This is a genomic window from Actinocrispum wychmicini, assembly GCF_004345645.1.
GTDB classification, from domain to species: domain Bacteria; phylum Actinomycetota; class Actinomycetes; order Mycobacteriales; family Pseudonocardiaceae; genus Kibdelosporangium; species Kibdelosporangium wychmicini.
On sequence record NZ_SLWS01000022.1, the window covers coordinates 131,816 to 151,693 of the forward strand.

The following is a 19,878-nucleotide window of genomic DNA, read 5'->3' on the forward strand; positions in this document are numbered from 1 at the left end:
GGTCAGCCGATCTGGTAGGAGTACGGCAGCACGGAGATGACCTCACCGGTGCTCGTGGTGGGCAGGCCCGTGAAGCCGGTGGGCAGGATGGGGACTGTGACCACGTTCAGGTGGCCGTTGACGGTGCTGTTCCGGGCACCTGTGGGGGTGATCGTCACCGTGACGGTGGCGGTCTGTCCTGGTTGGATGATCGTCGGGGTACCGCCGGTTCCGTTGGGGTCGACCGCGAAGTCGAACGGGTCGCCGGTGGTGGAGGTGACCGCGTGGTCGAAGGCGGCGGTGGACATCGAGGCGGTGTAGCTGGCGTGTCCCGGTGGGGCGCCGGCCGGGCCGAAGGGGCCGAGTTCCTCGATGCTGGCGAACCAGATTCCCTTGCTGACGCTGCCTTTCTTCTCGGAGATCGTGGCCACCGACACGGTGCTGCCGTTCTGGGCCTTCTTCAGGTCGCCGAACAGGTCGATGCCCGCGGCCGAGCCCTGCAGCTCGACCTGGCCGGGCACGCTGGACGAGGTCGCGACGCTGAACCTGCTGGTGTCCGGCGGAACCAGGTACACCGGGGCCAGCGCGCCCACTTCCGGCAGGTCGACCTCGGTCGAGCCCTGGATCGGAACGGGTTGCAGGGTCTGTGCTTTGTTGCCGCGGGCGTCGATGCCGACCGCGATCGGCTCGACGCCGGTGTTGCGCACGGTCACCGGCACCTGGGTGGGCCGCCCGGCGGGCAACGTGGCCGGCACGTTCCCGGCGTTGACCGCCACCTGGTCGAACCCGACCGTGCCGGTGAAACTCTGCGACAGTTCCTTGCCGGTTACCGGGTTCTGCACCACGATCACCATGTGCCACCGGCCGGGCAGGGGCGCCGCGTCGAACAGCTGCACGGCTTTGCCCTGGGTGAGCGTGGTCGGCGTGGCCAGCGAGAGGTTGCTGTTCACGTCGGCCAGTTCACCGTTGGGGTCGACCAGGACGGCGTCGACGAGGGTGCCCGGGTCGGTGAGGTTCAGCGACACGTCCAGGTCCCGCTTGCCGCGCGGCACGTCGAACTCGTAGCTGAACGTCTGCGCGGGCGACTGGGCGCGGGCGTTGCCGCCGGTGATCGTGCCGCTGAACCGGCCCGGCCCGTTGTCGGTCGGGATCAGGCTGCGCAGCACCGCGGACACCGTCGTCTGGTGGCCGCCGGAGCTGCCGAACGTCACCGAGTAGTCGGCGTCGCCGCCGCTGGCCGGGGTCGCCAGCGAGATCCGCACCGGCTTGGTCTGCCCTGGCGCGAGTTCCAGGACCGGCGGGGAGACCTGGCCGTACGGCACCGCGCGCTGGGTGTCGGTGGCCAGCTGGATGTCACCGGTGTAGCCGGCGGGTCCGGCGACCGAGTACATCACCGCGGTCCACGTGCCCGCCGCTGGGTTGCGCACGTCGACGTTGCCGTAGTTGGCGGACGCCGGGCCACCCTGCGGCCGGCTGTTGGCCATGAACGTGCCGTCCGGGCCGAGCAGGCTGAGCCGGACAACGGGAGTCACGGACACGCCGTTCACGGTCTTCGCGCTGCCCTGCCACGCCATTCGCGCGGCAAGTCGTTGCGCACCCGGCGGAACGGTGAAAGTGACCTTCTTGTACGCCCACGTGTCCCCGTTGTAGTAGAGGAACGTCGGCAAGGTGGTCGAGTCGAACGCGGTCTTCTGCGACTGCGTGGACAACGGGACGAACTGCCGGGTCCCGGTCACCACGGTCTGCGGCTTGGTGCCCAGGTTGGTCACCTGGACCGTGGTCGACTGCGTGCTGCCCGGCGCCCCTTCCAGGGTGACCTGGTCGGTGGACAGCGCGATGGTCGACGAGACCCCGGCGGGCGCGCCGGTGCTGCCGGGCGCGGTGAGGGCGGCTTCGACGGCGGCGCGGGCGTCCAGCAGGCCGGAGCCCTGCTCGTCCGCGGGCAGCCCGAGGTCGCGGGTGGTGCTGGTGATGAGCTGCTTGATCTGCGCCGGTGTCGGCGACGCGCCGTGGTGCGTGCCGCGGTACGCCTGGATGACCAGCGCGGCGACACCCGCGGTCAGCGGGGCCGACTCACTGGTGCCACCGAAGGACTCCAGGTCCGTCGGCCGGCGGGGTGACGCGAAGTCACGGCACTCGGCGTACGCCGGGGAGCAGTCCGACCAGTTGCCCTCGCCGGGCGCGATCAGGTCGATGGTCCGGCCGTTCTGCGTGATGCCGGACGACGACAGCGACGAGATGTTGTCGCTCACCCATTTCCCGTTCGAGAACGGGAAAGCCGCGTACGTGGTCTGCGCGTAGAGCCGGTTGTCGGTGGTGGCGCCGGCCGCGATCACCAACGGGTCGGTGGCCGGGCTGCCGATGGTCGACGTGGTGCCGGCGTCGCCGCTGGAGTTGACGACTGTGACGCCGGCGGCGACGGCCTGGTCGTTGAAGACCTGGAACAGCGCGCGGGAGCTGAAGTCCGGGTACTGGTTGAGGCCCAGCGACTCGTTGATCACGTCGACGTGGTCCACGGTCACCGCGTAGTCGATCGCCTGCAGCAGCGCCGAGTTCGTGGCGGTGGAACCGAACACGTTCAGGCCGACGAGGCTCGCGCCCGGCGCGACACCCTTCACGACGATGTTGCAGCCAGGCGGAAGCGGGTGGCCCTGGTTCACGAACTTCGACAGGTCGTGCACGACCACGCCCTGCGCGGCGATCGACGAGGCGTCGCCGAACCCTTCCGCGCCGGCCTCGGTGGTGTTCGGCCCGTCACCGGAGAAGTCCTGGTAGTCGACGAACACGTGGGAGCCGTCCGGCCGGATGAAGTCGGCGTAGTTCGGGTCCATGTTGTCGGCCAGGAACGCGACCTTCACACCGGCGCCGGTCGCCAGGTCCGCTGCGCTCGGGGTGGTGCCGGCGGCCCGGATGGACGTCAGCGCCTCGGGTTCGAGCAGCGGTTTGGCCGGGTCGGACGGACAGGTCTGGGACGGCGCGGCCACACCGGGCGCGGACCTGGCGTTCGGCGCGGCGCCGCCCGCTGGCGTGCTCGGGGTGGTGGCCGGTGGCAGGGTGACCTTGCTGTCCGGGAGGACCGACAGCACTGCCGGGTCCTGGGCCAGTGCGGTGACCTGGTCCGCGGTCAGCGTCGCGGAGAACGCGTTGCCCAACGTGAAGTGCTTGACCTTGGCCGGCGCGGCGCCGGGCAGCCGGGACAGGACCGCGTCCTGCGTGCTGACCGCGCGGTCTCTTCGATGGGTGGAATCGGACTTCGTCGCCGGTGCGTCCCCGAGTTGATCGTTGAGAACCACGATCACCGACTGCGACTGGGTGGCCGCGGTCGCCGGCTGAGCGGCGGCCAGGTGGGACATTCCGGACAGAACAAGGCCGCCGGTGGCGACCAGAACAAAAGTGCGTAAACGTAAGTTTCGACGCATCTGCGCCCCTTCGTGACACCAGGAAATAAAACGCCATAATCGACCGGTCGGCGATGTGAATTGCGGCCCGATCTTCTGCACCGGATGACCCTTTCTGTGCGACCGCGAGCCGCGCAAGAGCCGATGGTGGTGACAAAACCGGCAAAGGCGCCAACCGGGCCGGCCCGCGCCCGACTCACCCTCGCATCGGGTGTCCCGATCACCGGACGGTGTTCGACCAGTGCGGGAAAACCGGGACCGACCAGCGCCGGCGCCGGTCCTCCGGGGTGGCCGCGGGGCCGTTGGCCGGGTGTGACCTAGGTATCAGTAGGGGCGGCCGGGTCTGCCGCGAGGTTAGCGTTCGATCACTGAACGTCGCCAGCGTGGCTGGCCGAAATGATGGAGCTGCGGTGGCTGCACAAGGTGTCGGAGTCGCGATCGTCGACGGTATTCCGTTGTTCCGGGACGCGCTCGCGCATCAGGTCAGCCGCGCGAACGGAATGCGCCTGCTCGGTGTCGCGGGCCGATTGGACGCCGTGGCGGATCCCCGGGCGAGACAGAATCTCGACGTACTGGTCATTGATTCGGTCCTCGATCCGGATGGGAGTTTCGTGCATTTCATCGCCGACGCGGACCCGAATATCGCCATTCTTGCCCTGGTTCGCGAACCGTTGTACAGCGCGCGTTATGTGCGGACCGCGCTCGCTGCCGGAGCGCACGGCCTGATTCCGCGTGCGGCTCATCCGAGGCAGCTGATCGAGGCGATCGGCGGGACATTCCGGGAACGTCGTTACCTGCACCCGGCCCTCGAACAGTTCACCGACGGCCCCGTTCCGGTACAGGGCGGCACGCCGAGCGAACTGACCAGGCGGGAACTGGAAGTCCTCCGGCTGATGGCGGACGGGTTACAAAGCAAGTCGATCGGCGCGGCCCTGTTCATCTCGACGGAAACCGTGCGCACCCACACCAAGAACATCTGCCGCAAACTCTCGGCCAGGGACCGCGCGCACGCCGTCGCCAACGGATTCCGCACCGGCCTCCTAGTGCCCACAGAGGACACTCAACGCAAGAAACCCCGCCCCCTCATGGTCCCGGCCTAACTGCGCGGGTCACGGTGGGCGGCTGCTCTGGTGGCCAGTACGGCGTGGCCGACCTCGGTCAACACCCGCTGGGCGCGGCCGGCGAGCACCCGGCCCGCTTCGGTGAGCGTCACGCCGCCGGAATGCCGCACCAGCAGGCGTGCGCCGACGATCCGCTCGAGTTCACTCAGTTGCTGGGAAAGGGTCGACTGGGAGACGCCCAGTTTCCGCGCGGCGGCCGTGATCGTGCGATGCGAGGCGGTCGCGACGAAGTATTCGAGTTGGCGCAGTGACACGTTTTCGCCGTGCCGATGTCTCGCGGAAACCTTCGTACGACGTTCCACCATCAACCTTCCCTCGCCCGGCGACGGGTCCAGGACGGTACCCGGCGCCCAGAATGTGAGATATCCCTGATGGGGGTGACTTTCGGATTCGCGGTGGCCGCGTTTCTCCCTCAAACGGGTTAGATCGGCGTCGTTGTCATCATGGGACACCGCGCTGACACGTCGAAGCGTTGTGAAATTCCCGATGAGCCAGGATGAGGTAGCCGACGCCGTGCGTGCCGCGGTCGCCGAGGCGGTCGGGGTGGACGTCGACGAGGTCACCGATGCCGCCACGCTGACCCACGATCTCGGCGCCGAGTCCATCGACCTGCTCGACATGCTGTTCCGGATCGAACGGACAGTCGGCGTGAAGATCGAGGCGGCCGAGCTGGCCGGCTACATCCAGGGCGGCATCCCGGACGACGAGTTCGGCGACCCCCACGAGGTGGTCACCGCCCGCGGGCTGGCGCAGCTCAAGCTGGTGATGCCGCAGATCGACGAGGCCGCGCTGGTCGGTCGGTTGCGGGCGACCGCGGTGATGGACCTGTTCACCACGGCCAACCTGGTCCAGCTCGTACGGTCCCGGCTGCCCGTCCGATCGGCCTAGCCATGCGGTTCCATCTGGTCGACCGGATCGACGAACTCCAACCGCATCGCCTGGTGCGGGCACGCAAGCTGACGTCGCACCACGAAAGCCACTGGCGCGACCAGGGCCGTGGCCCGGAGATGCCGGCGCCGCTCGTGCTGGAGTCGTTGTGCCAGGCCGGAAGCTGGCTGGTGATGGCGTCGACCGGACTGCGGCTGCGCGCGGTCCTGCTGTCCATCGACGCGGTCACGTTCACCGGTCCGGTCCGACCCGGCGACACCCTGCGGCTGTGCGGGGAAGTCGAGTCGTTCGGCGCGGAGCGGGCGGCGCTGTCCGGTGCGGCCAAGGTGGACGGACGGGTGGTGTTGCGGGCGGACACGATCCTGTGCGCGTTGCGTCCGACCGCCGAACTCGAGGATCTCGACGACGTACGTCGGACCCACGACCGGCTCCTGCGGGACGCGTCGTGACGCGCGTCGTGATCACCGGCGTGGGTGCGGTCACCCCGCTGGGCAACGACGCGGCGAGCAGCTGGCAGGGCCTGCGGGCCGGGCGCAGCGGGATCGGCCGGCTCGACCGGTTCGACGCGAGCGCGTTCGACGTCCGGATCGCCGGCCAGGTCCGGGATTTCCGGCCGGTCGCGGGCATGTCACGGGCGGCGGCCTTCGGGTTGACGGCCGCATGCGAGGCGATTCGCGACGCGGGCGCCGGGTGGTGGGACGTCGACCCGTACCGGCGGGGCGCGGCGGTCGGCGGCACGGTTGGCCGCCCCGAACTCCAGGAACTGGTCGACATGTCCGCCGTTGTCGCCGCCGGACGGTTCCCCGGCAGGATCCCCGCGCGGTGAGTCTCCGTGAGCAGAACGTCGCCGTGGCAGCGCTCGCGGACATCGCGGGCTGTCGTGGACCGATGATCAGCGTGAGCACCGCGTGCGCGGGCGCCGCGCACGCGATCGGCGAGGCGTACCGCATGATCCAGGACGGCGACAGCCAGGTGATGCTCGCCGGCGGGTTCGACGCGCTGACGTCCTGGCTCGACGTCCTCGGATTCTCCTTGCTGCGCGCGCTGACCACGGAACACAACGACGAACCCGAGCGCGGTTCGCGACCTTTTGACGCCCGTCGTTCCGGATTCGTCGTCGGTGAAGGCGCGGTGATGGTGATCTTGGAGGACGAGGCCAGCGCCGCCGCCCGTGGGGCCCGCGTGCACGGTGAGATCCGTGGTTACGGCTCCACGTTGAACGCCTACCGGATCACCGACGCGCCGCCGGACGGCGGTGGTGCGATCGCGGCGATGCGGGACGCGATCACCGAGTCCGGGCTGGCGCCGGCCGAGATCGACTACATCGCGGCGCACGGGACCGGCACGCCGGGCAACGACGTGAGCGAGACCGCGGCCATCAAAGAGGTGTTCGGCGCGCATGCGGCCAACGTCCTGATCAGTTCGCCGAAGTCGATGACCGGCCACCTGACGTCGGCCGCGGCCGGGGTGAACCTGCTGGGGGCGCTGCGGGACCAGGTGGTGCCGCCGACGATCAACCTGGACCATCCGGATCCCCGGCTGGACCTGGACTACGTCCCCCAGGTCGCCCGGCCGGGCCGGGTCCGCGCGACGCTCGTCAACAGCTTCGCCTTCGGCGGCACCAACGCGTGTCTGGTGGTGACATGACGAGCCTGGACCGGGTGGTGTCGGTCGAACCGGGGTGCGGGCCAGGGCGGTCCGCCACCTACCGTCTACTTTGGACGTATTTGCCACGCACTTCCCCCGGTTCCCGGTCCAGCCCGGGGTGCTGCTGCTCGACGACATGGTGGAGGTGGCCAGGTTGGCCGTGGGTGTCGACTGGATGCTGACCGGTGCGGACAAGGTGCGGTACCGCCGGTTCGCGCGACCCGGCGACGAGGTGGACATCGAGATCGAAACCGGAACGCACCGCGGCCGGCTCGCCGGGGTGTTCCCGCCGACCGGCCGTGTTCTTCGGCTCACCGAACTGGTCCTGGTCCGAATCGACCACAGTGGACGGCTGGTGAGCCTGTGGCAGGAGTCGGACTTCTACGGCGCTTTGGTCCAGGCCGGCGTGCTGGCACCGCCCGGCGCGTCCAAGCCCAGGCAGGCACGTACCGCGTTGCGCAACGCGGTACGCGCCGCCCGGAGCAGGATTCAGCCGCGGACCGCGGGGTCGCTGTAGCTGGGCTTGCCGTTCTCGTGGTGTCCGGCGAACCGCCGGCGGTAGACGTTGTTGCCGGGTTCGCTGACAGTCAGGTCGTACCAGCCGTGACTGGCCCGCGTGTTCCACGGGAGGCGCGCCGGCCACCCCGGCAGCACCCACACCGTGCACGGGCGGTTCTGGTAGGAGTCGGTGACCGTGACGCGTCGGGGCAGCCAGCTCGGGTTGGTGAGCACCAGGGTCACTGAGTCGGCGTCCTCGTCGATCGCGGCCTGGACCTCGTACGGGTTGCCGCCGGCGAACTCGGCCAGGTATCCGTTCGCGCCCCACACCCCGAACTGGTAGCGGCCGTCGATGGTCCAGGTGTCCCGCACGGACTCACCGGCGGCGACCTGGTACCGCCGGGGTGCCGCGGTCGGGGCGAGGCCGTCGCGGACGTAGAAGTAGCAGCCCGCCGACCCGGAGTTGGTGAACGCCAACGTGAACCGGGACCGTGACCGGTCGGTGACCCGGACACCGAAGCGGTAGGGGAGCGCCCTGGCCCGGCGCACACCCGGTTCCTGGCGCGGCATGGACTGCACCGCGGGCACTGAGAACGGCTCGCCGCGGCCGTTGATCGGCGCGGGCGGGTCGAGCGCGACCGCGCCGATGTCCTTGCGGGCGAAGTCGAACGCGGACGTCAGGTCGCCGCACACCGACCGCCGCCACGCGCTGATGTTGGGCTCCGGCAGGTCGAACCGTTTCTCCAGGAACCGCAGCACGGACGTGTGGTCGAACACCTCCGAGCACACCCAGCCGCCCTTCGTCCACGGCGACACGACCAGCAGCGGAACCCGCGGCCCGAGGCCGATCGGCTGCCGGCCGAGCGGGTCCGCGCCGGGGATGATCGGCCCGGCCTCGCCCGGATACTTGTCCAGGTCCAGGATCTCCTCGGGCAGGGACGCGGCCAGCGACGCGGACACCAGGCCGTCGGTGCCCGGCTTGTTCGTCACCGGCGGCATCGGCGGCACCACGTGGTCGAAGAAGCCGTCGTTCTCGTCGTAGTTGAGGATCAGGACCGTTTTCGCCCACACCTTCGGGTCCGCGGTGAGCGCGTCGAGCACGGTGTCGATGTAGTAGGCGCCATCGGTCGGCGACGCCGACGGGTGTTCGCTGTACTTGTAGGGAGCCACCACCCACGACACCGCGGGCAGGTTGCCGGACAGCACGTCCTGCTTCAGCTCGGCCAGCGTGTGGTTGCTGGCGCCGAGGTCGACCAGCGGCCCGGACGCGCCCTCGGCCCGCTGGAAGTTCGCGAAGAACTCCAGCGAGTTGTCGGTGTAGTTGTCGGTCGGCTGACCCGGCACACCGGTGCCGCCCTGGTACACCTTCCACGTGATCCCGCGCTGCTGCAGCCGCTCCGGGTAGGTGGTCCACGTGTACCCGTTGTCGCCGTTGCGTTCTTCCAGCCCGGGGCCGTTCTTCTTGCGTCCCAACGAGTTCTGCGCGTCGATCGTGCCGGTCCACAGGTAGATGCGGTTCGGCGCGGTGTCCGCGTGGATGGAGCAGAAGTAGGCGTCGCAGATGGTGAACGCCTCGGCCAACGCCCGGTGGTAGCTGTTCTCCTCTTTGGACAGGTGCGCCATGGCCAGGACGTCCTGTTTCTGGTTCACCCACTGGTCGTGGCGTCCTTCGTGCCACGCCAGGTGGCCGGTGCTCCAGCCGTGGTCGGTGCCGTCGATGTGCTCGCTGGTCCGCACCGAGTCGATGTCGAACGGCAGCACGTACTCGGCGTTCGAAGGCAGCCCACGGTTGTGGTAGCGCGCGGTTTGTACGGACGCGGGTGGCTGGTGCCACACATCGCGGCCGTTCGGCAGGATCCACGGCCGTGGGTCGCCGAATCCGCGCACGCCCCGCATGGTGCCGAAGTAGTGGTCGAAGGACCGGTTCTCCTGCATCAGGATCACCACGTGGCCGACGTCCTTGATGGTGCCGGCCCGCACTTCGGGCTCCACCGCGAACGCCTTCCCGATGGCCCCCGGCAACGCCATGGCTCCCACAGCGGCCGCCGACCCACCCAGAAACCGCCGCCGGCTCAGTTCGACCATGACGCGCCGCCTCCATCTCGTGATCAACAAGTCCGAGCGGTAACCCATCACGCCGACATGACCGGCAGCCCACGTTGGGGTGAACTTCCCGGCTGGACAGATAGTTAGCGAGTATGCTAATAATTGTCCTCGTGCAGGACACCGCGGACGACGGGCTGACGTCCGCCTACGACAAGATCTTCGCCGCGTTGGCCCACCCGACCCGGCGGCAGATCCTCGTCACCGTCTACTTCGAAGGCGGCGCGATGGGCGCGGGCGACATCGCCCGGATGTTCGAGCACGCCTGGCCGACCATCTCCCGGCACCTGCAGGTGCTGGACGAGGCCGGCCTGGTGACGACCGAGAAACACGGCCGGACCAGGACCTACCGGCTCAACCGCGAGCGGATCGACCTGGTGACCGACTGGCTCACCTGGTTCGGCCGAGACGAGAAGGAATCCCATGACTGACACACCGGTGCTGTTCCGGCTCAACGTCGAGGTGGCCGACCTCGACAAGGCGGCCACGTTCTACGCCACCCTGCTCGGGGTCGCCGGCCGCAGGCAGGCGGGCGAGCGCGTCTACTTCACCTGCGGCTCGGTGACCCTGCAAGTGCTCGACGTGTCCGGCAGCGGCCCGGTCCACCCGCTGCCGAAGTCGCTGTACTTCACCGTCCGCGACCTGGACGCCGTGTTCGCCCGCGCCCGGGACCTCGGCTGCCTGTCGGCGGCGGACGTGCACGGCGAACCGGGTGGCGAGATCTCCGTGCGCCCCTGGGGAGAGCGGTCGTTCTATGTGGACGATCCATGGGGCAACCAGCTGTGCTTCGTCGAAGCGGGCACCGGCTACCCGGGCTGAGTCAGCGTTACATTCGCCCCGATGAGCGAGTAGCAGGGCCCCCGTTTCGGCGGTGTCCCGGCCTGCCGCCGCCTGCCAGGCTTTCGCGCGTGGAACACACGTGGAGTGGATGGTCGCGCGGGGTGTACCCGGACGGAGTCCTGTGCGGCCTGTTCATGTCGTTGGTCGGCTACCTGATGCGGGACTGGGATGCCCCGATCCCGTTGATCGCCGTCGTTCTGTTCAGCCCGGCGTTCGCTGTGTCCGGATACCGGGCCGCCCGCGGCGGGCGAGTGGAAGCGGGTCTGTTCGCCGGTGCCGGCGCGGCGGGCACCGGCTTCGTGATCGTGTCGGTGGCCGCGTTGGTCTACTCGGTCGCGACGCGCCCGTCGCCGACACCAGGCAACTGGGCGATGTTCGCTGTCACGTTCCTGATTCCGGTGCTGCTGGTCGGTGCGCTGTCTGGCGTGGTGGGTGCCGTGTTCACTCGGGCAGCACCGCGCTGACCGCCAGCGTGGCGTACTGCATCGTGAACCCGCCGCCCAACGCGTCGACGGCGGCGCCGACCTCGGTCAGCACGTCGGCGAGCGCGTCCGGCGGCACGCGGGTGAGCCCGCCGGTGGTGGGCAACAGGTCCAGCCACTCGTCCCGGGTGTAGTGCTGCTCCCACTCGAAACGCCATTGCTCGGGCTCGGCCAACCCGCCCGCCTCGCGGATGCCGTCCGCGAACTTGGCGAACATCGTCTGGTAGATGTCCGCCATCGGCGTGGCCGCCTGGCTGGTGAACGGCGCGTCCGGCAATACCCGTCGAAAGGCCGCGGTGAACGCCTCGGCCACCGTCGGCGGCGGCTCGAAGACGTGCGCGAACACCGCCAGCAGGCCGCCGGGGCGCAGTACCTGTGCCGCCTTGGCCGCGCCCGCGACCGGGTCCACCCAGTGCCACGCCTGGCCGGCGACGACCGCGTCGAACACGCGGCCGGCCGGCTCCCATGCCTCGAACGTGGCCACGTCGACCTCGACTCCGCCGCGCCGCGCGAAGTCGGCCATCCGCGCGTCGGGCTCGACCCCGAGCACCCGGCAGCCGGCCGCCTGGAACTGCCGGGACACGATGCCGGTACCACAGCCGACGTCCAGGATGTCGACGACGTCGCGGCCAGGGCCGGCGGCCACGATCCGGTCGATCAGGGCGTCCGGGTAACGGGGCCGGGCGCGGTCGTAACGCTCGGGATCCGTGCCGAACGACTCCGCCATCTGACGGTGCTGGTGTGACTCCGACGGTAAGGTGGGCATGTGCCCACCTTAGTGGGCAAGCGCCCACTCAGCAACCGGGAGGACCTGCGCGATGCCGACAGGGCTGGCGATCCGAGACGTGCGCGAGCAGTTGTTCGGCGCCGCCGAGCGCGTTCTGCTTCGCGCCGGGCCGAGCGCGCTGACCAGCCGGGCGGTCACCACCGAGGCGGGCTGCGCCAAAGGCGTGCTGCACAAGCATTTCGACGACTTCGACGCCTTTCTCGCCGAACTCGTGCAGGACCGGATCGTCCGTCTCACGGAGGAGTCGGAAGCACTGCGCGCCGCGGCGGGAACCAACACCGTCGTCGACAACCTCACCGGCGCGTTGACCGCGTTGTTCGGGTCGGTCGCGGTGGCGATCGTCAGCCTCATCATCTTCCGCGACGAACTGCGGGCCCGCCTGCGGAAAGCCACACCGACCGGCATCCCGCTGCTGAACGAGGCCGGCGCCATGCTCGTCGCCTACCTCGCCGCCGAACGCGACCTCGGCCGGATCGCGGCGGAGGCCGACGTCGACGTGCTCGCGCCCACCCTGATCGGCAGTGGGCATCTCGTGTTCGCCGACCGGACCGGCACCCCGCCCGAACCCGACACCGTCCGCAGGATGGTCACCACCGTCATGGCCGGCGTTCTGGCGTAGCCTTCCTCGCCTCGCGCGCGGCCAGGGTGGCGGCGGCCTGACCCATCATGCGGCCGTTCATCCGGGTGTACACGCGGTGTGGAGTGAGCCGGGTGATGATGCCGAGCCGTCGGTCGGGCACGACCGTGGCGTGCCCGGCGACCAGGCCCTGGATGGTCTGCCGGACGGCGGCTGCGGCCGACTGCGGACGCATCGGCATCCGCGTCCGGTCGAACCCGAACTGGTCCAGCGTCGGGGTGTCGACCGGGCCCGGGAGCATGACCGTGACCTGGACGCCGGCCGGGCGAAGCTCGTGGTGCAGGGCCTCGCCGAGGTGCAGGATGTAGGCCTTGGAGGCGCTCTCGTGGGCCAGGTTCGGCACGCCGTGCATCGCACCGAGCGCGGAGACCAGCACCATGGCGCCGCTGCCGCGCTGGACGAACCGGCGGCCGAAGGCATGGGCGAGGTCGAGGTGGGCGGTGGCGTTGACGGTCAGCCTGTCGTGCAGGTCGGACAGGTCCTGGTCGAGGAAGCGGCCGGGGCGTCCGGTGCCGGCGTTGGAGATCAGCAGTCCCACGTCGAGGTCCTCGGTCGCGTCGACGAGGCTGGTCGCGCCCTCGGGGTCACCGAGGTCGACGGTGACGACCCGGTGATCGATGTCGTGGGCGGTGGACAGCCGCCGGCCCAGGGCCGCGAGCCGGTCGGTGGAACGTGCGGCGAGGACGAGGTTGAGCCCGGCCGCGGCGAACTGTTCGGCGAATTCCAGGCCGATGCCGGAGGATGCTCCGGTGATGACGGCCCACGGTCCATAGGCGGAGAGGGTGGCCACGATGCTCCTTCGTCCAAGTGAGTTAGTTGACTGACTAATTCGACGCTACCAGCCTTCCGCACACGCGAGCTAGGGTCTTCAGTGAGATGACTGACTCAACACCTGTGACCAGCCGCCCCGGCAAACGCGACCGCCTCGTGGCGAGCGCGGCGGACCTGCTGCACCGCAACGGCGTCAGCGCCACCACGATCGCCGACATCGCGCACGCCGCGGACGTGCCCGTTGGAAACGTCTACTACTACTTCAAGACCAAGGACGACCTGGTCAGAGCCGTGATCCGGACGCAGGCCGACCAGGTCGGGGCGATGCTCGGCCTGGTGTCGGCCCTGCCATCGCCCGCGGGCCGGCTGAAGGCCCTGGTGAGCCAGTGGGACCAGATGCGGGACGTCGTCGCCCGGTACGGCTGCCCGTTCGGCACGCTCGTCTCGGAGTTGGACCGGCGCGACGACGGCATCGACGTCGAAGCGGCCGAACCCATCCAGCGGATCCTGGACTGGACGGAGACCCAGTTCCGGCACCTGACCCCACGGCACGCGCGGGAGAACGCGATCGCCCTGGTCGCCGGTGTCCAAGGCGGTGCGTTGCTGGCCAACTCGATGCGCGACCCGAGCCTGATGACCGGCCAGGTGCGGCACCTCGAACGGTGGATCGACACGCTCGCCGCGACACCCAACTGATCGGCGCCCCCGCAACACCGAGTTGGACCGCCGCGCCCTCGTAGCCGCGACATCTTGAGTGCGCCACTGCCGCTATGTAGCATGCTACTTCATTAGAGAGGCATGTCACTTAGTGGTAGTGGCCTGCTAACGATCTGTCGGCATTGACCCAACGGAGGGAAGATGACGCGTGTGATCCCCCGGTCACCCGAGGACTTACTGGCGGCCAGCACCACGCGGAAGGTGACCCGGCGGGTCGTTCCGCTGCTGGTGCTCGGCTACCTGGTCAGCTACATCGACCGGATCAACATCGGCTTCGCCAAGTTCGGCATGGAGCGCACGTTCGAGATGAGCGGCGCCCAGTACGGCTTCGCGGCCGGCATCTTCTTCCTCGGCTACATCCTGGCCGAGGTGCCCAGCAACATCATCATGGCCAGGGTGGGCGCCCGGATCTGGCTCTGCCGGATCCTGGTGACCTGGGGGATCATCGCCGCGTTCACCGCGGTGGCGCCCAACGTGGAAGTGCTCTACGCGATGCGTTTCCTGCTCGGCGTGGCCGAGGCGGGGTTCTTCCCCGGCATCATCCTCTACCTGGCGCACTGGTACCCGAACCGGCAGCGCGCCAAGGTGATCGCCACGGTGATGATGTCCATCCCGTTGGCCAGCGCCCTGGGCAGCCCGCTCAACGGGTGGATCCTGTCCGCGTTCGACGGCGTGTTCGGCTGGGAGGGCTGGCGGTGGGTGTTCATCGTGGGCGGCGTCCCCGCAGTCATCCTGGGGGTCGTGTTCTTCTTCGCAGTCACCGACAAGCCGTCGCAGGCGCGTTGGCTCACCGAAGCCGAACGTGAGTGGCTGACCACGACGCTGGCCACCGAGGAGAAGGAGCGGGCCGCCGCGGCACCGGCGGGCCACCGCGCGGTCCTGCGCAACAAGAAGGTCATCTGGCTTTCCGTGGCGTACTTCCTGGTGCTGTGCGGGGCCTACCCGTTGACGTACTGGATGCCGTCGGTCATCAAGGACATCGGCAAGGGCCTGAGCACGGTCCAGGTCGGCTGGCTGTCCGCGGTGCCGTTCATCATGGCCGCGGTGTGCATGTACCTGGTGGGCCGCAGGGTCCGGGACGAGCGGTCCGCCAAACCGGTGCTCGTCGCGCTGGTCCTGTCCCTGATCACCTTCGTGATCACCTCGGTGAGCCTGGGCACGCCGATGCTCGCGTTCGCCGCGATCACGGTGGCCACCATGGCCGCGCAGACAGCGAAGCCGTTGTTCTGGTCACTGCCCACGGCGTACCTGGCCGGGGTGGGCGCGGCCAGCGGCATCGCGCTGATCAACTCGCTGGGCAACGCGGCCGGCTTCGTCAGCCCGTTCGCGGTGGGCTGGATCCAGGACGCGACCGGCGGCAACGCTGGCCTGTCCATCGGCGTGATGATCTCGGCCAACGCGCTGGCCCTGATCGTGATCGGCTGGTTCGCCCGGCGGCGGCGTGTCACAGCCGGGCCGTAGAATGTCGCACGGTGACGGCAGACGCGGTGGACAGCAAATCCGAACAGATCGCCGCGGACATCCGCGACGCGATCCGAGCGGGCAGGCTCGAACGCGGCGTCCTGTACTCGTCCCGTGAGCTCGGGGAGCTGTTCGGCGCCTCGCGCACCCCGGTCCGCGAGGCCCTGCTCCGGCTGGCTGACCTCGGTCTGGTCAAGATCGAACGCAACCGCGGCGCCCGCGTGGTCGGCCAGGACGGGCGAGGCATCGTCGAACTCTGCAGCCTCCGTGTGTTGCTGGAGCCACCTGCCTGCCGGAGCGCCGCGGCCGTCATGACGGCCCGGGACGACGAGGCGTTGCTCGCCGAGTACACGATCATGGAAACGCTCGCCGACGGCAGCCAGGACTACTTCGCCGCCGACGAACGGCTGCACGACCTGATCCTGCGGGCCAGCGGCAACCAGCGGCTGGCGAAGTTCGTCGGCGAACTGCGCCAGACCCTGTCCCTGGACGGCCGCTACAGCGTCCCCCACCACCAACCGGTGGACATCGCCCTGAAAGACCACCGGGACATCATCGAAGCCCTGCGAAACCGTGACGGTCTGGCCGCGGAACAAGCGATGCGCAAGCACCTGGTCCGTTCCGGCGACCTGCTGGTGTCCCACAGCAGCGACGAAAACCGAAGCCTCGTCGCCGAATGGCGCCGCTGGCTGGCCATCGCCACCCCTTAGCCCTCAGCCGCCAGTAGAAGTGATGTAGCTCGCTGAGAGTTGCATGCTACTCAGTTTGACTAGTACGTTACTTGCGTTGAGTGGCCTGTTACTTAAGGAGGGGCTGTTGACGTCATACGCGGCAGCGGTCGCCAAGGGAGTGTGGGCGGCAGGGGCCGACCTGGTCGGGTACGTCCCGTCGGTCAGCGTCGCGCCGGTCATCGGCGAACTGGTCGGGACCAGCGGCGGGCAGGACGGGGTGTCCGACAGGGTCTTCCCGCTCTCCCGGGAGGAAGAGGCCGTCGGCGTGCTCGGCGCCCTGCCGCTGGCCGGTAAGTTCGGCGCGATCGTCATGCAGGACAACGGGTTCGGCAACGCGCTCACCGCGTTGACCACGTTCACCGTCGCGTACCACCTGCCGCTGCTGATCGTGGCGAACACCCGGGGCGGCCTCGGCGAGTACAACTCCATGATCCACACGTTCTCCCAGCACGCGTCCCGCCTGCTTGAGCAGGTCGGCGTGCCCGTGTTCGACCTGGACCGGCGCAGCGGACCGGACGACTGGGCGGCCGTCGTCCGAGAAGCCGGGACGCACGCCCGGATGACCTTCCGGCCGGTGGTCGTGCTGGCGCAGTTCTGGGCGACGGACGGGGAGATGGCGTGAAACGCATCGAAGCTCTGGAGATCCTCGCGGGCCTCACCGCGGACCTGCCGGTCGTGGTGACGTGTGCGGCGTCCAGCCGTGAACTGGCCGCGGTCGCTGACCGTCCCAACCACCTGTACCTGTTGGACTCCATGGGACTGGCCGGCTCGGTCGCCACCGGGCTCGCGCTGACCGTCGCCGAGTCGGTCCCGCGCGTGGTGGCGATCGAAGGCGACGGGTCGCTGCTGATGAATCCCAACGTTCTGCCTACCGCGGGCTATCTGCGGCCGCGCAAGTTGCTGATGGTGTTGCTGGACAACGGGGTTTACGGCGCGACGGCCAACTTGCCGACGTACGGTGTCGACTTGGGCGCGTTGGCTGAGGCGTCTGGCTGGACGGTTCAGCGGGCCGCGGCCCCGGAGGACCTGCGTTCGGGGTTCACCCAGGCGCTCACTGTGGACGGACCGGTGCTGCTGCACGTCCGGATCGAGGTCGGCAACGCCGCCGGAGTGCCGAAGCTGCTGGCGAATCCGGTCGTGGTCGGTCGCCGGTTCCAGGACTGGCTGGCCGCGCGATGATCACCACGGTCAACCCGGCGAACGGCGCGCCGCTGCGGACGTATCCGTTCACCACAGAGCCTGAGCTGGAGGCGGTGCTGGACCGCGCGGTCGCTTCGTTACGGCGGAGAGACAGCGAATCCGTGTCGTGGCGGGCGGATCGGCTGCGTGAACTGGCGGATCGGTTGCGGGGGAGCGTGGAGCGGTCCGCGACGCTGATCACCACGGAGATGGGCAAGCCACTCGATCAGGCTCGCGCCGAGATCGAGAAATGCGCGGCCGCTTGCGAGTACTACGCCGATCGTGTGGATGATCTGCTTGCACCGCAACACGTTTCGCTCGGATCGGACACCGGGTACGTCCGGCTTCGGCCGCTGGGGGTGATCCTGGCGATCATGCCGTGGAACTATCCGTTCTGGCAGGTGTTCCGTGCGGTGTTGGCCGCGGTCGCGATCGGTGACACCGTTGTCCTCAAGCACGCGGACAACGTGACCGGATGCGCTGTCGCGGTTCAGGATCTGTTCACCGAGGTCTTCGGCGTCGGCGTGGTGAATGTGGTTCTGTTGCCGCCGGAACGGATCGGGCCGCTCATTGACGACTCTCGCGTCGCCGCGGTGGCGTTCACCGGCAGCAACCGGGTCGGGGCCATGGTGGGGGCTCGCGCCGGGGCCGCCGCCAAGAAGGCCGTGCTCGAACTCGGTGGTTCGGATCCGTTCCTGGTGCTGGACGACGCGGACGTGCCGGCGGCGGCTGCCGCGGCGGTCCGGTCGCGTTTCCTCAACGTCGGGCAGAGTTGTATCGCGGCGAAGCGTTTGATCGTCGCGCGTTCGGTCCGGGACTCGTTCGTCGATGCCGTGCTCGCCTCGTTGCGCGCGCTCGTTGTCGGCGACCCGATGGCTGCGGGCACGGACATCGGCCCGATGGCCCGTGTCGATCTTCGTGACGAGTTGCGTCGCCAACTGGACTCCGCGCTCGCGGGCGGTGCGACGCTCCTGGCGGGCGGCTCGGATTCCCGCCCCGGCGCGTGGTTTCCGCCGACTCTGGTCGAAGTTGCGGACGCGTCCTCGGTCGCGTTCCGTGAGGAGACCTTTGGGCCGCTTGCCGCGCTGCTCGCCGTGGACTCCGAGGACGCCGCGGTCGAGGTCGCGAACTCGTCGGTCTACGGCCTGAGCAGCTCGGTCTGGACCCGTGACCCGGATCGCGCGGACGCTGTCGGCCGGCGTCTGGCCGCCGGGTCGGTCTTCGTCAACCGGATCTCCGAGTCCGACCCACGGCTGCCCGTCGGCGGTGTCAAGGCCAGCGGGTACGGCCGCGAGTTGGGCGCGCACGGCGCCTTCGAGTTCGCCAACGTCCAGGCGGTACGCACCGCCGCGTCGGGAGTGAGGACTGTTCAGTGACCATCACCCACATCCGGTCCCGTGCCGTGTCGATCCCGGTCGACCGGCCCACCAGAATGTCCAATCGCGACCTCAGCGACCGGCACTACGTGCTGGTGGAGATCGTCGACGACACAGGTGCCACCGGCATCGGCTACACCTACGCCGGCACCGCGGGCGGTTTCCTGACCAAGACCGCGGTCGACGACCTGCTCGCCCCAGTCTACCTGGGCGCCGACCAGGACGACATCTACGGCCTCTGGCAGCGGGCATACCAGGAAACGCTGCTCGCCGGCCGACGCGGCGCCGTCATCCGCGCACTGTCCGCAGTGGACATAGCATTGTGGGACCTGAAAGCCAAACGCGCCGGACAACCATTGGCGAAGCTGCTCGGCGGATCGATGGAACCACTGCCGGCGTACGCGTCGGGCGGCTACTACCGGCCGGACGACGGCTCATGGACCGACGCCGTCACCGCCGAGATCGCGTTCAATATCGGCCAAGGCTTCACGGACCACAAAATCAAGGTCGGCGGCCTGTCCGTGGCCGAGGACGCCCAACGGGTCGCGGCGGCCCTGTCCGCGATCGGCGACAACGGCCGCCTCGCGTTGGACGCCAACAACGCCTACCTGTCGGTCCGCGAAGCCCGAATCGCCATCGAAGCCTTCGAACGCGCCGCCGGCGACCATCCACTATGGTGGTTCGAGGAACCGCTGTCCCCCGAGGCGATCGCCGGCCACGCCGAACTGTCCCGACAGGTCCGAACCCCCATCGCGACCGGCGAGATCCACCAAACCCGCTGGGACTTCCGCGCCCTGATCGAAGCCGGCGCCGCCCCCATCCTCCAAACCGACGCCGCAGTAGTCGGCGGAATCACCGAATGGCTAAGAGTAGCCCACACAGCAGACACCTTCGCCCTCCAAATGGCCCCCCACTGGCACCACAACCTCCACACCCACCTCTGCGCCGCAACAACCAATACCCTGGTAGTCGAATACTTCGCCGCGGAAAAGGGAATCTACAACTTCGAACGACTGCTGACCCCGGAGACTCGGCTGCGATATCAGGACAATCGTGTTCTCGTGCCTGGTCGTCCAGGGCTTGGCATCTTGCTTGATGAGGCTGTGGTTTCGAAGTACGAGGTTAGTTCCTGAGGTCGTGTCGCCCTTCCAGGACTGCTGACAGATGTTCGCTCGCCGCTCGGGCAGGCCGCCAAGAGGGAGTCTGTTGTCGTATTTTGCTGGTGTGGTTGGGTTGTTTGGTCGTGGTGTCTCCCTCCCGTGT

At 69.0% G+C, this 19,878-nt stretch carries 22 protein-coding genes; 17 read left to right on the forward strand and 5 right to left on the reverse strand.

The window, feature by feature from the left end; genetic code table 11:
- Window positions 1-2 precede the first annotated feature (2 nt).
- On the reverse strand, window positions 3-3,398 hold the full coding sequence (locus tag EV192_RS52275; RefSeq protein WP_132126296.1) for a S8 family peptidase: 3,396 nt from the start codon (window positions 3,396-3,398) through the stop codon (window positions 3-5).
- A 389-nt stretch (window positions 3,399-3,787) separates the two neighbouring features.
- Here EV192_RS52275 and EV192_RS52280 point away from each other — a divergent pair, with 389 nt between their 5' ends.
- Window positions 3,788-4,477 carry a response regulator transcription factor gene (locus EV192_RS52280; protein ID WP_132126297.1) on the forward strand — a complete coding sequence of 230 codons (690 nt, stop codon included), beginning with the start codon at window positions 3,788-3,790 and terminating at the stop codon, window positions 4,475-4,477.
- Here the strand turns inward: EV192_RS52280 and EV192_RS52285 are convergent.
- A complete protein-coding gene (locus EV192_RS52285; RefSeq protein WP_243727634.1) occupies window positions 4,474-4,752 on the reverse strand; it encodes a LysR family transcriptional regulator in 279 nt (92 codons plus the stop codon). The two genes, EV192_RS52280 and EV192_RS52285, sit on opposite strands and share 4 nt — an antisense overlap.
- Window positions 4,753-4,984: 232 nt before the next feature.
- On the opposite strand from EV192_RS52285, the gene EV192_RS52290 reads away from it, so the two are divergent.
- From EV192_RS52290 to EV192_RS52305, 5 genes are read left to right on the forward strand one after another with little or no spacing between them, the layout of a single operon-like run.
- Entirely contained in the window at window positions 4,985-5,386 is a 402-nt protein-coding gene (locus EV192_RS52290) for an acyl carrier protein (RefSeq protein WP_132126299.1), read from the forward strand.
- Between the two features lie 2 nt (window positions 5,387-5,388).
- Window positions 5,389-5,835 (forward strand): 3-hydroxyacyl-ACP dehydratase FabZ family protein, encoded by a 447-nt coding sequence (locus tag EV192_RS52295; RefSeq protein ID WP_132126300.1) that lies wholly within the window; start codon window positions 5,389-5,391, stop codon window positions 5,833-5,835.
- Window positions 5,832-6,212 (forward strand): beta-ketoacyl synthase N-terminal-like domain-containing protein, encoded by a 381-nt coding sequence (locus EV192_RS57080; protein ID WP_207926976.1) that lies wholly within the window; start codon window positions 5,832-5,834, stop codon window positions 6,210-6,212. Before EV192_RS52295 ends, EV192_RS57080 begins: the two co-directional genes overlap by 4 nt.
- On the forward strand, window positions 6,209-7,033 hold the full coding sequence (locus EV192_RS57085; RefSeq protein WP_207926977.1) for a beta-ketoacyl-[acyl-carrier-protein] synthase family protein: 825 nt from the start codon (window positions 6,209-6,211) through the stop codon (window positions 7,031-7,033). Before EV192_RS57080 ends, EV192_RS57085 begins: the two co-directional genes overlap by 4 nt.
- Before the next feature lie 34 nt (window positions 7,034-7,067).
- The gene (locus EV192_RS52305; protein ID WP_132126301.1) at window positions 7,068-7,550 is read left to right on the forward strand and encodes an ApeI family dehydratase; all 483 of its coding nucleotides are present in this window, start codon (window positions 7,068-7,070) and stop codon (window positions 7,548-7,550) included.
- On the opposite strand, the gene EV192_RS52310 is transcribed toward EV192_RS52305, so the two are convergent.
- Window positions 7,523-9,616, reverse strand: coding sequence for a phosphocholine-specific phospholipase C (locus EV192_RS52310; protein WP_132126302.1), 2,094 nt, complete (start codon window positions 9,614-9,616; stop codon window positions 7,523-7,525). The genes EV192_RS52305 and EV192_RS52310 overlap by 28 nt on opposite strands.
- Before the next feature lie 131 nt (window positions 9,617-9,747).
- Between EV192_RS52310 and EV192_RS52315 the strand changes: the two genes are divergently transcribed.
- The 3 genes from EV192_RS52315 (at window position 9,748) to EV192_RS52325 (ending at window position 10,938) form a co-directional block, all read left to right on the forward strand.
- Window positions 9,748-10,065 carry an ArsR/SmtB family transcription factor gene (locus EV192_RS52315; RefSeq protein WP_243727635.1) on the forward strand — a complete coding sequence of 106 codons (318 nt, stop codon included), beginning with the start codon at window positions 9,748-9,750 and terminating at the stop codon, window positions 10,063-10,065.
- On the forward strand, window positions 10,058-10,453 hold the full coding sequence (locus EV192_RS52320; RefSeq protein WP_132126304.1) for a VOC family protein: 396 nt from the start codon (window positions 10,058-10,060) through the stop codon (window positions 10,451-10,453). Before EV192_RS52315 ends, EV192_RS52320 begins: the two co-directional genes overlap by 8 nt.
- Window positions 10,454-10,542: 89 nt before the next feature.
- Window positions 10,543-10,938 carry a hypothetical protein gene (locus EV192_RS52325; protein WP_132126305.1) on the forward strand — a complete coding sequence of 132 codons (396 nt, stop codon included), beginning with the start codon at window positions 10,543-10,545 and terminating at the stop codon, window positions 10,936-10,938.
- Here the strand turns inward: EV192_RS52325 and EV192_RS52330 are convergent.
- Window positions 10,916-11,683 (reverse strand): class I SAM-dependent methyltransferase, encoded by a 768-nt coding sequence (locus EV192_RS52330; protein WP_132126322.1) that lies wholly within the window; start codon window positions 11,681-11,683, stop codon window positions 10,916-10,918. The genes EV192_RS52325 and EV192_RS52330 overlap by 23 nt on opposite strands.
- 91 nt (window positions 11,684-11,774) lie before the next feature.
- On the opposite strand from EV192_RS52330, the gene EV192_RS52335 reads away from it, so the two are divergent.
- The gene (locus EV192_RS52335) at window positions 11,775-12,362 is read left to right on the forward strand and encodes a TetR/AcrR family transcriptional regulator (protein WP_132126306.1); all 588 of its coding nucleotides are present in this window, start codon (window positions 11,775-11,777) and stop codon (window positions 12,360-12,362) included.
- Here the strand turns inward: EV192_RS52335 and EV192_RS52340 are convergent.
- Window positions 12,340-13,170, reverse strand: coding sequence for an SDR family NAD(P)-dependent oxidoreductase (locus EV192_RS52340; protein WP_132126307.1), 831 nt, complete (start codon window positions 13,168-13,170; stop codon window positions 12,340-12,342). The genes EV192_RS52335 and EV192_RS52340 overlap by 23 nt on opposite strands.
- Window positions 13,171-13,256: 86 nt before the next feature.
- Between EV192_RS52340 and EV192_RS52345 the strand changes: the two genes are divergently transcribed.
- The 7 genes from EV192_RS52345 to EV192_RS52375 all read left to right on the forward strand — a co-directional run bounded on the left by EV192_RS52345 (window position 13,257) and on the right by EV192_RS52375 (window position 19,748).
- Entirely contained in the window at window positions 13,257-13,847 is a 591-nt protein-coding gene (locus tag EV192_RS52345) for a TetR/AcrR family transcriptional regulator (protein WP_132126308.1), read from the forward strand.
- 162 nt (window positions 13,848-14,009) lie between these two features.
- A complete protein-coding gene (locus EV192_RS52350; RefSeq protein ID WP_132126309.1) occupies window positions 14,010-15,329 on the forward strand; it encodes an MFS transporter in 1,320 nt (439 codons plus the stop codon).
- A gap of 11 nt (window positions 15,330-15,340) precedes the next feature.
- Complete coding sequence (locus tag EV192_RS52355) at window positions 15,341-16,039, forward strand: GntR family transcriptional regulator (protein ID WP_132126310.1); 699 nt, start codon at window positions 15,341-15,343, stop codon at window positions 16,037-16,039.
- A gap of 106 nt (window positions 16,040-16,145) precedes the next feature.
- Window positions 16,146-16,682: a thiamine pyrophosphate-binding protein gene (locus EV192_RS52360; protein ID WP_132126311.1), complete on the forward strand. Its 537-nt coding sequence runs from the start codon at window positions 16,146-16,148 to the stop codon at window positions 16,680-16,682.
- Window positions 16,679-17,239 carry a thiamine pyrophosphate-dependent enzyme gene (locus EV192_RS52365; RefSeq protein WP_132126312.1) on the forward strand — a complete coding sequence of 187 codons (561 nt, stop codon included), beginning with the start codon at window positions 16,679-16,681 and terminating at the stop codon, window positions 17,237-17,239. The genes EV192_RS52360 and EV192_RS52365 overlap by 4 nt, the downstream gene beginning before the upstream one ends.
- Window positions 17,236-18,615: an aldehyde dehydrogenase family protein gene (locus tag EV192_RS52370; protein ID WP_132126313.1), complete on the forward strand. Its 1,380-nt coding sequence runs from the start codon at window positions 17,236-17,238 to the stop codon at window positions 18,613-18,615. The genes EV192_RS52365 and EV192_RS52370 overlap by 4 nt, the downstream gene beginning before the upstream one ends.
- Entirely contained in the window at window positions 18,612-19,748 is a 1,137-nt protein-coding gene (locus EV192_RS52375) for a mandelate racemase/muconate lactonizing enzyme family protein (RefSeq protein ID WP_132126314.1), read from the forward strand. The genes EV192_RS52370 and EV192_RS52375 overlap by 4 nt, the downstream gene beginning before the upstream one ends.
- The last annotated feature ends 130 nt before the right edge of the window (window positions 19,749-19,878 follow it).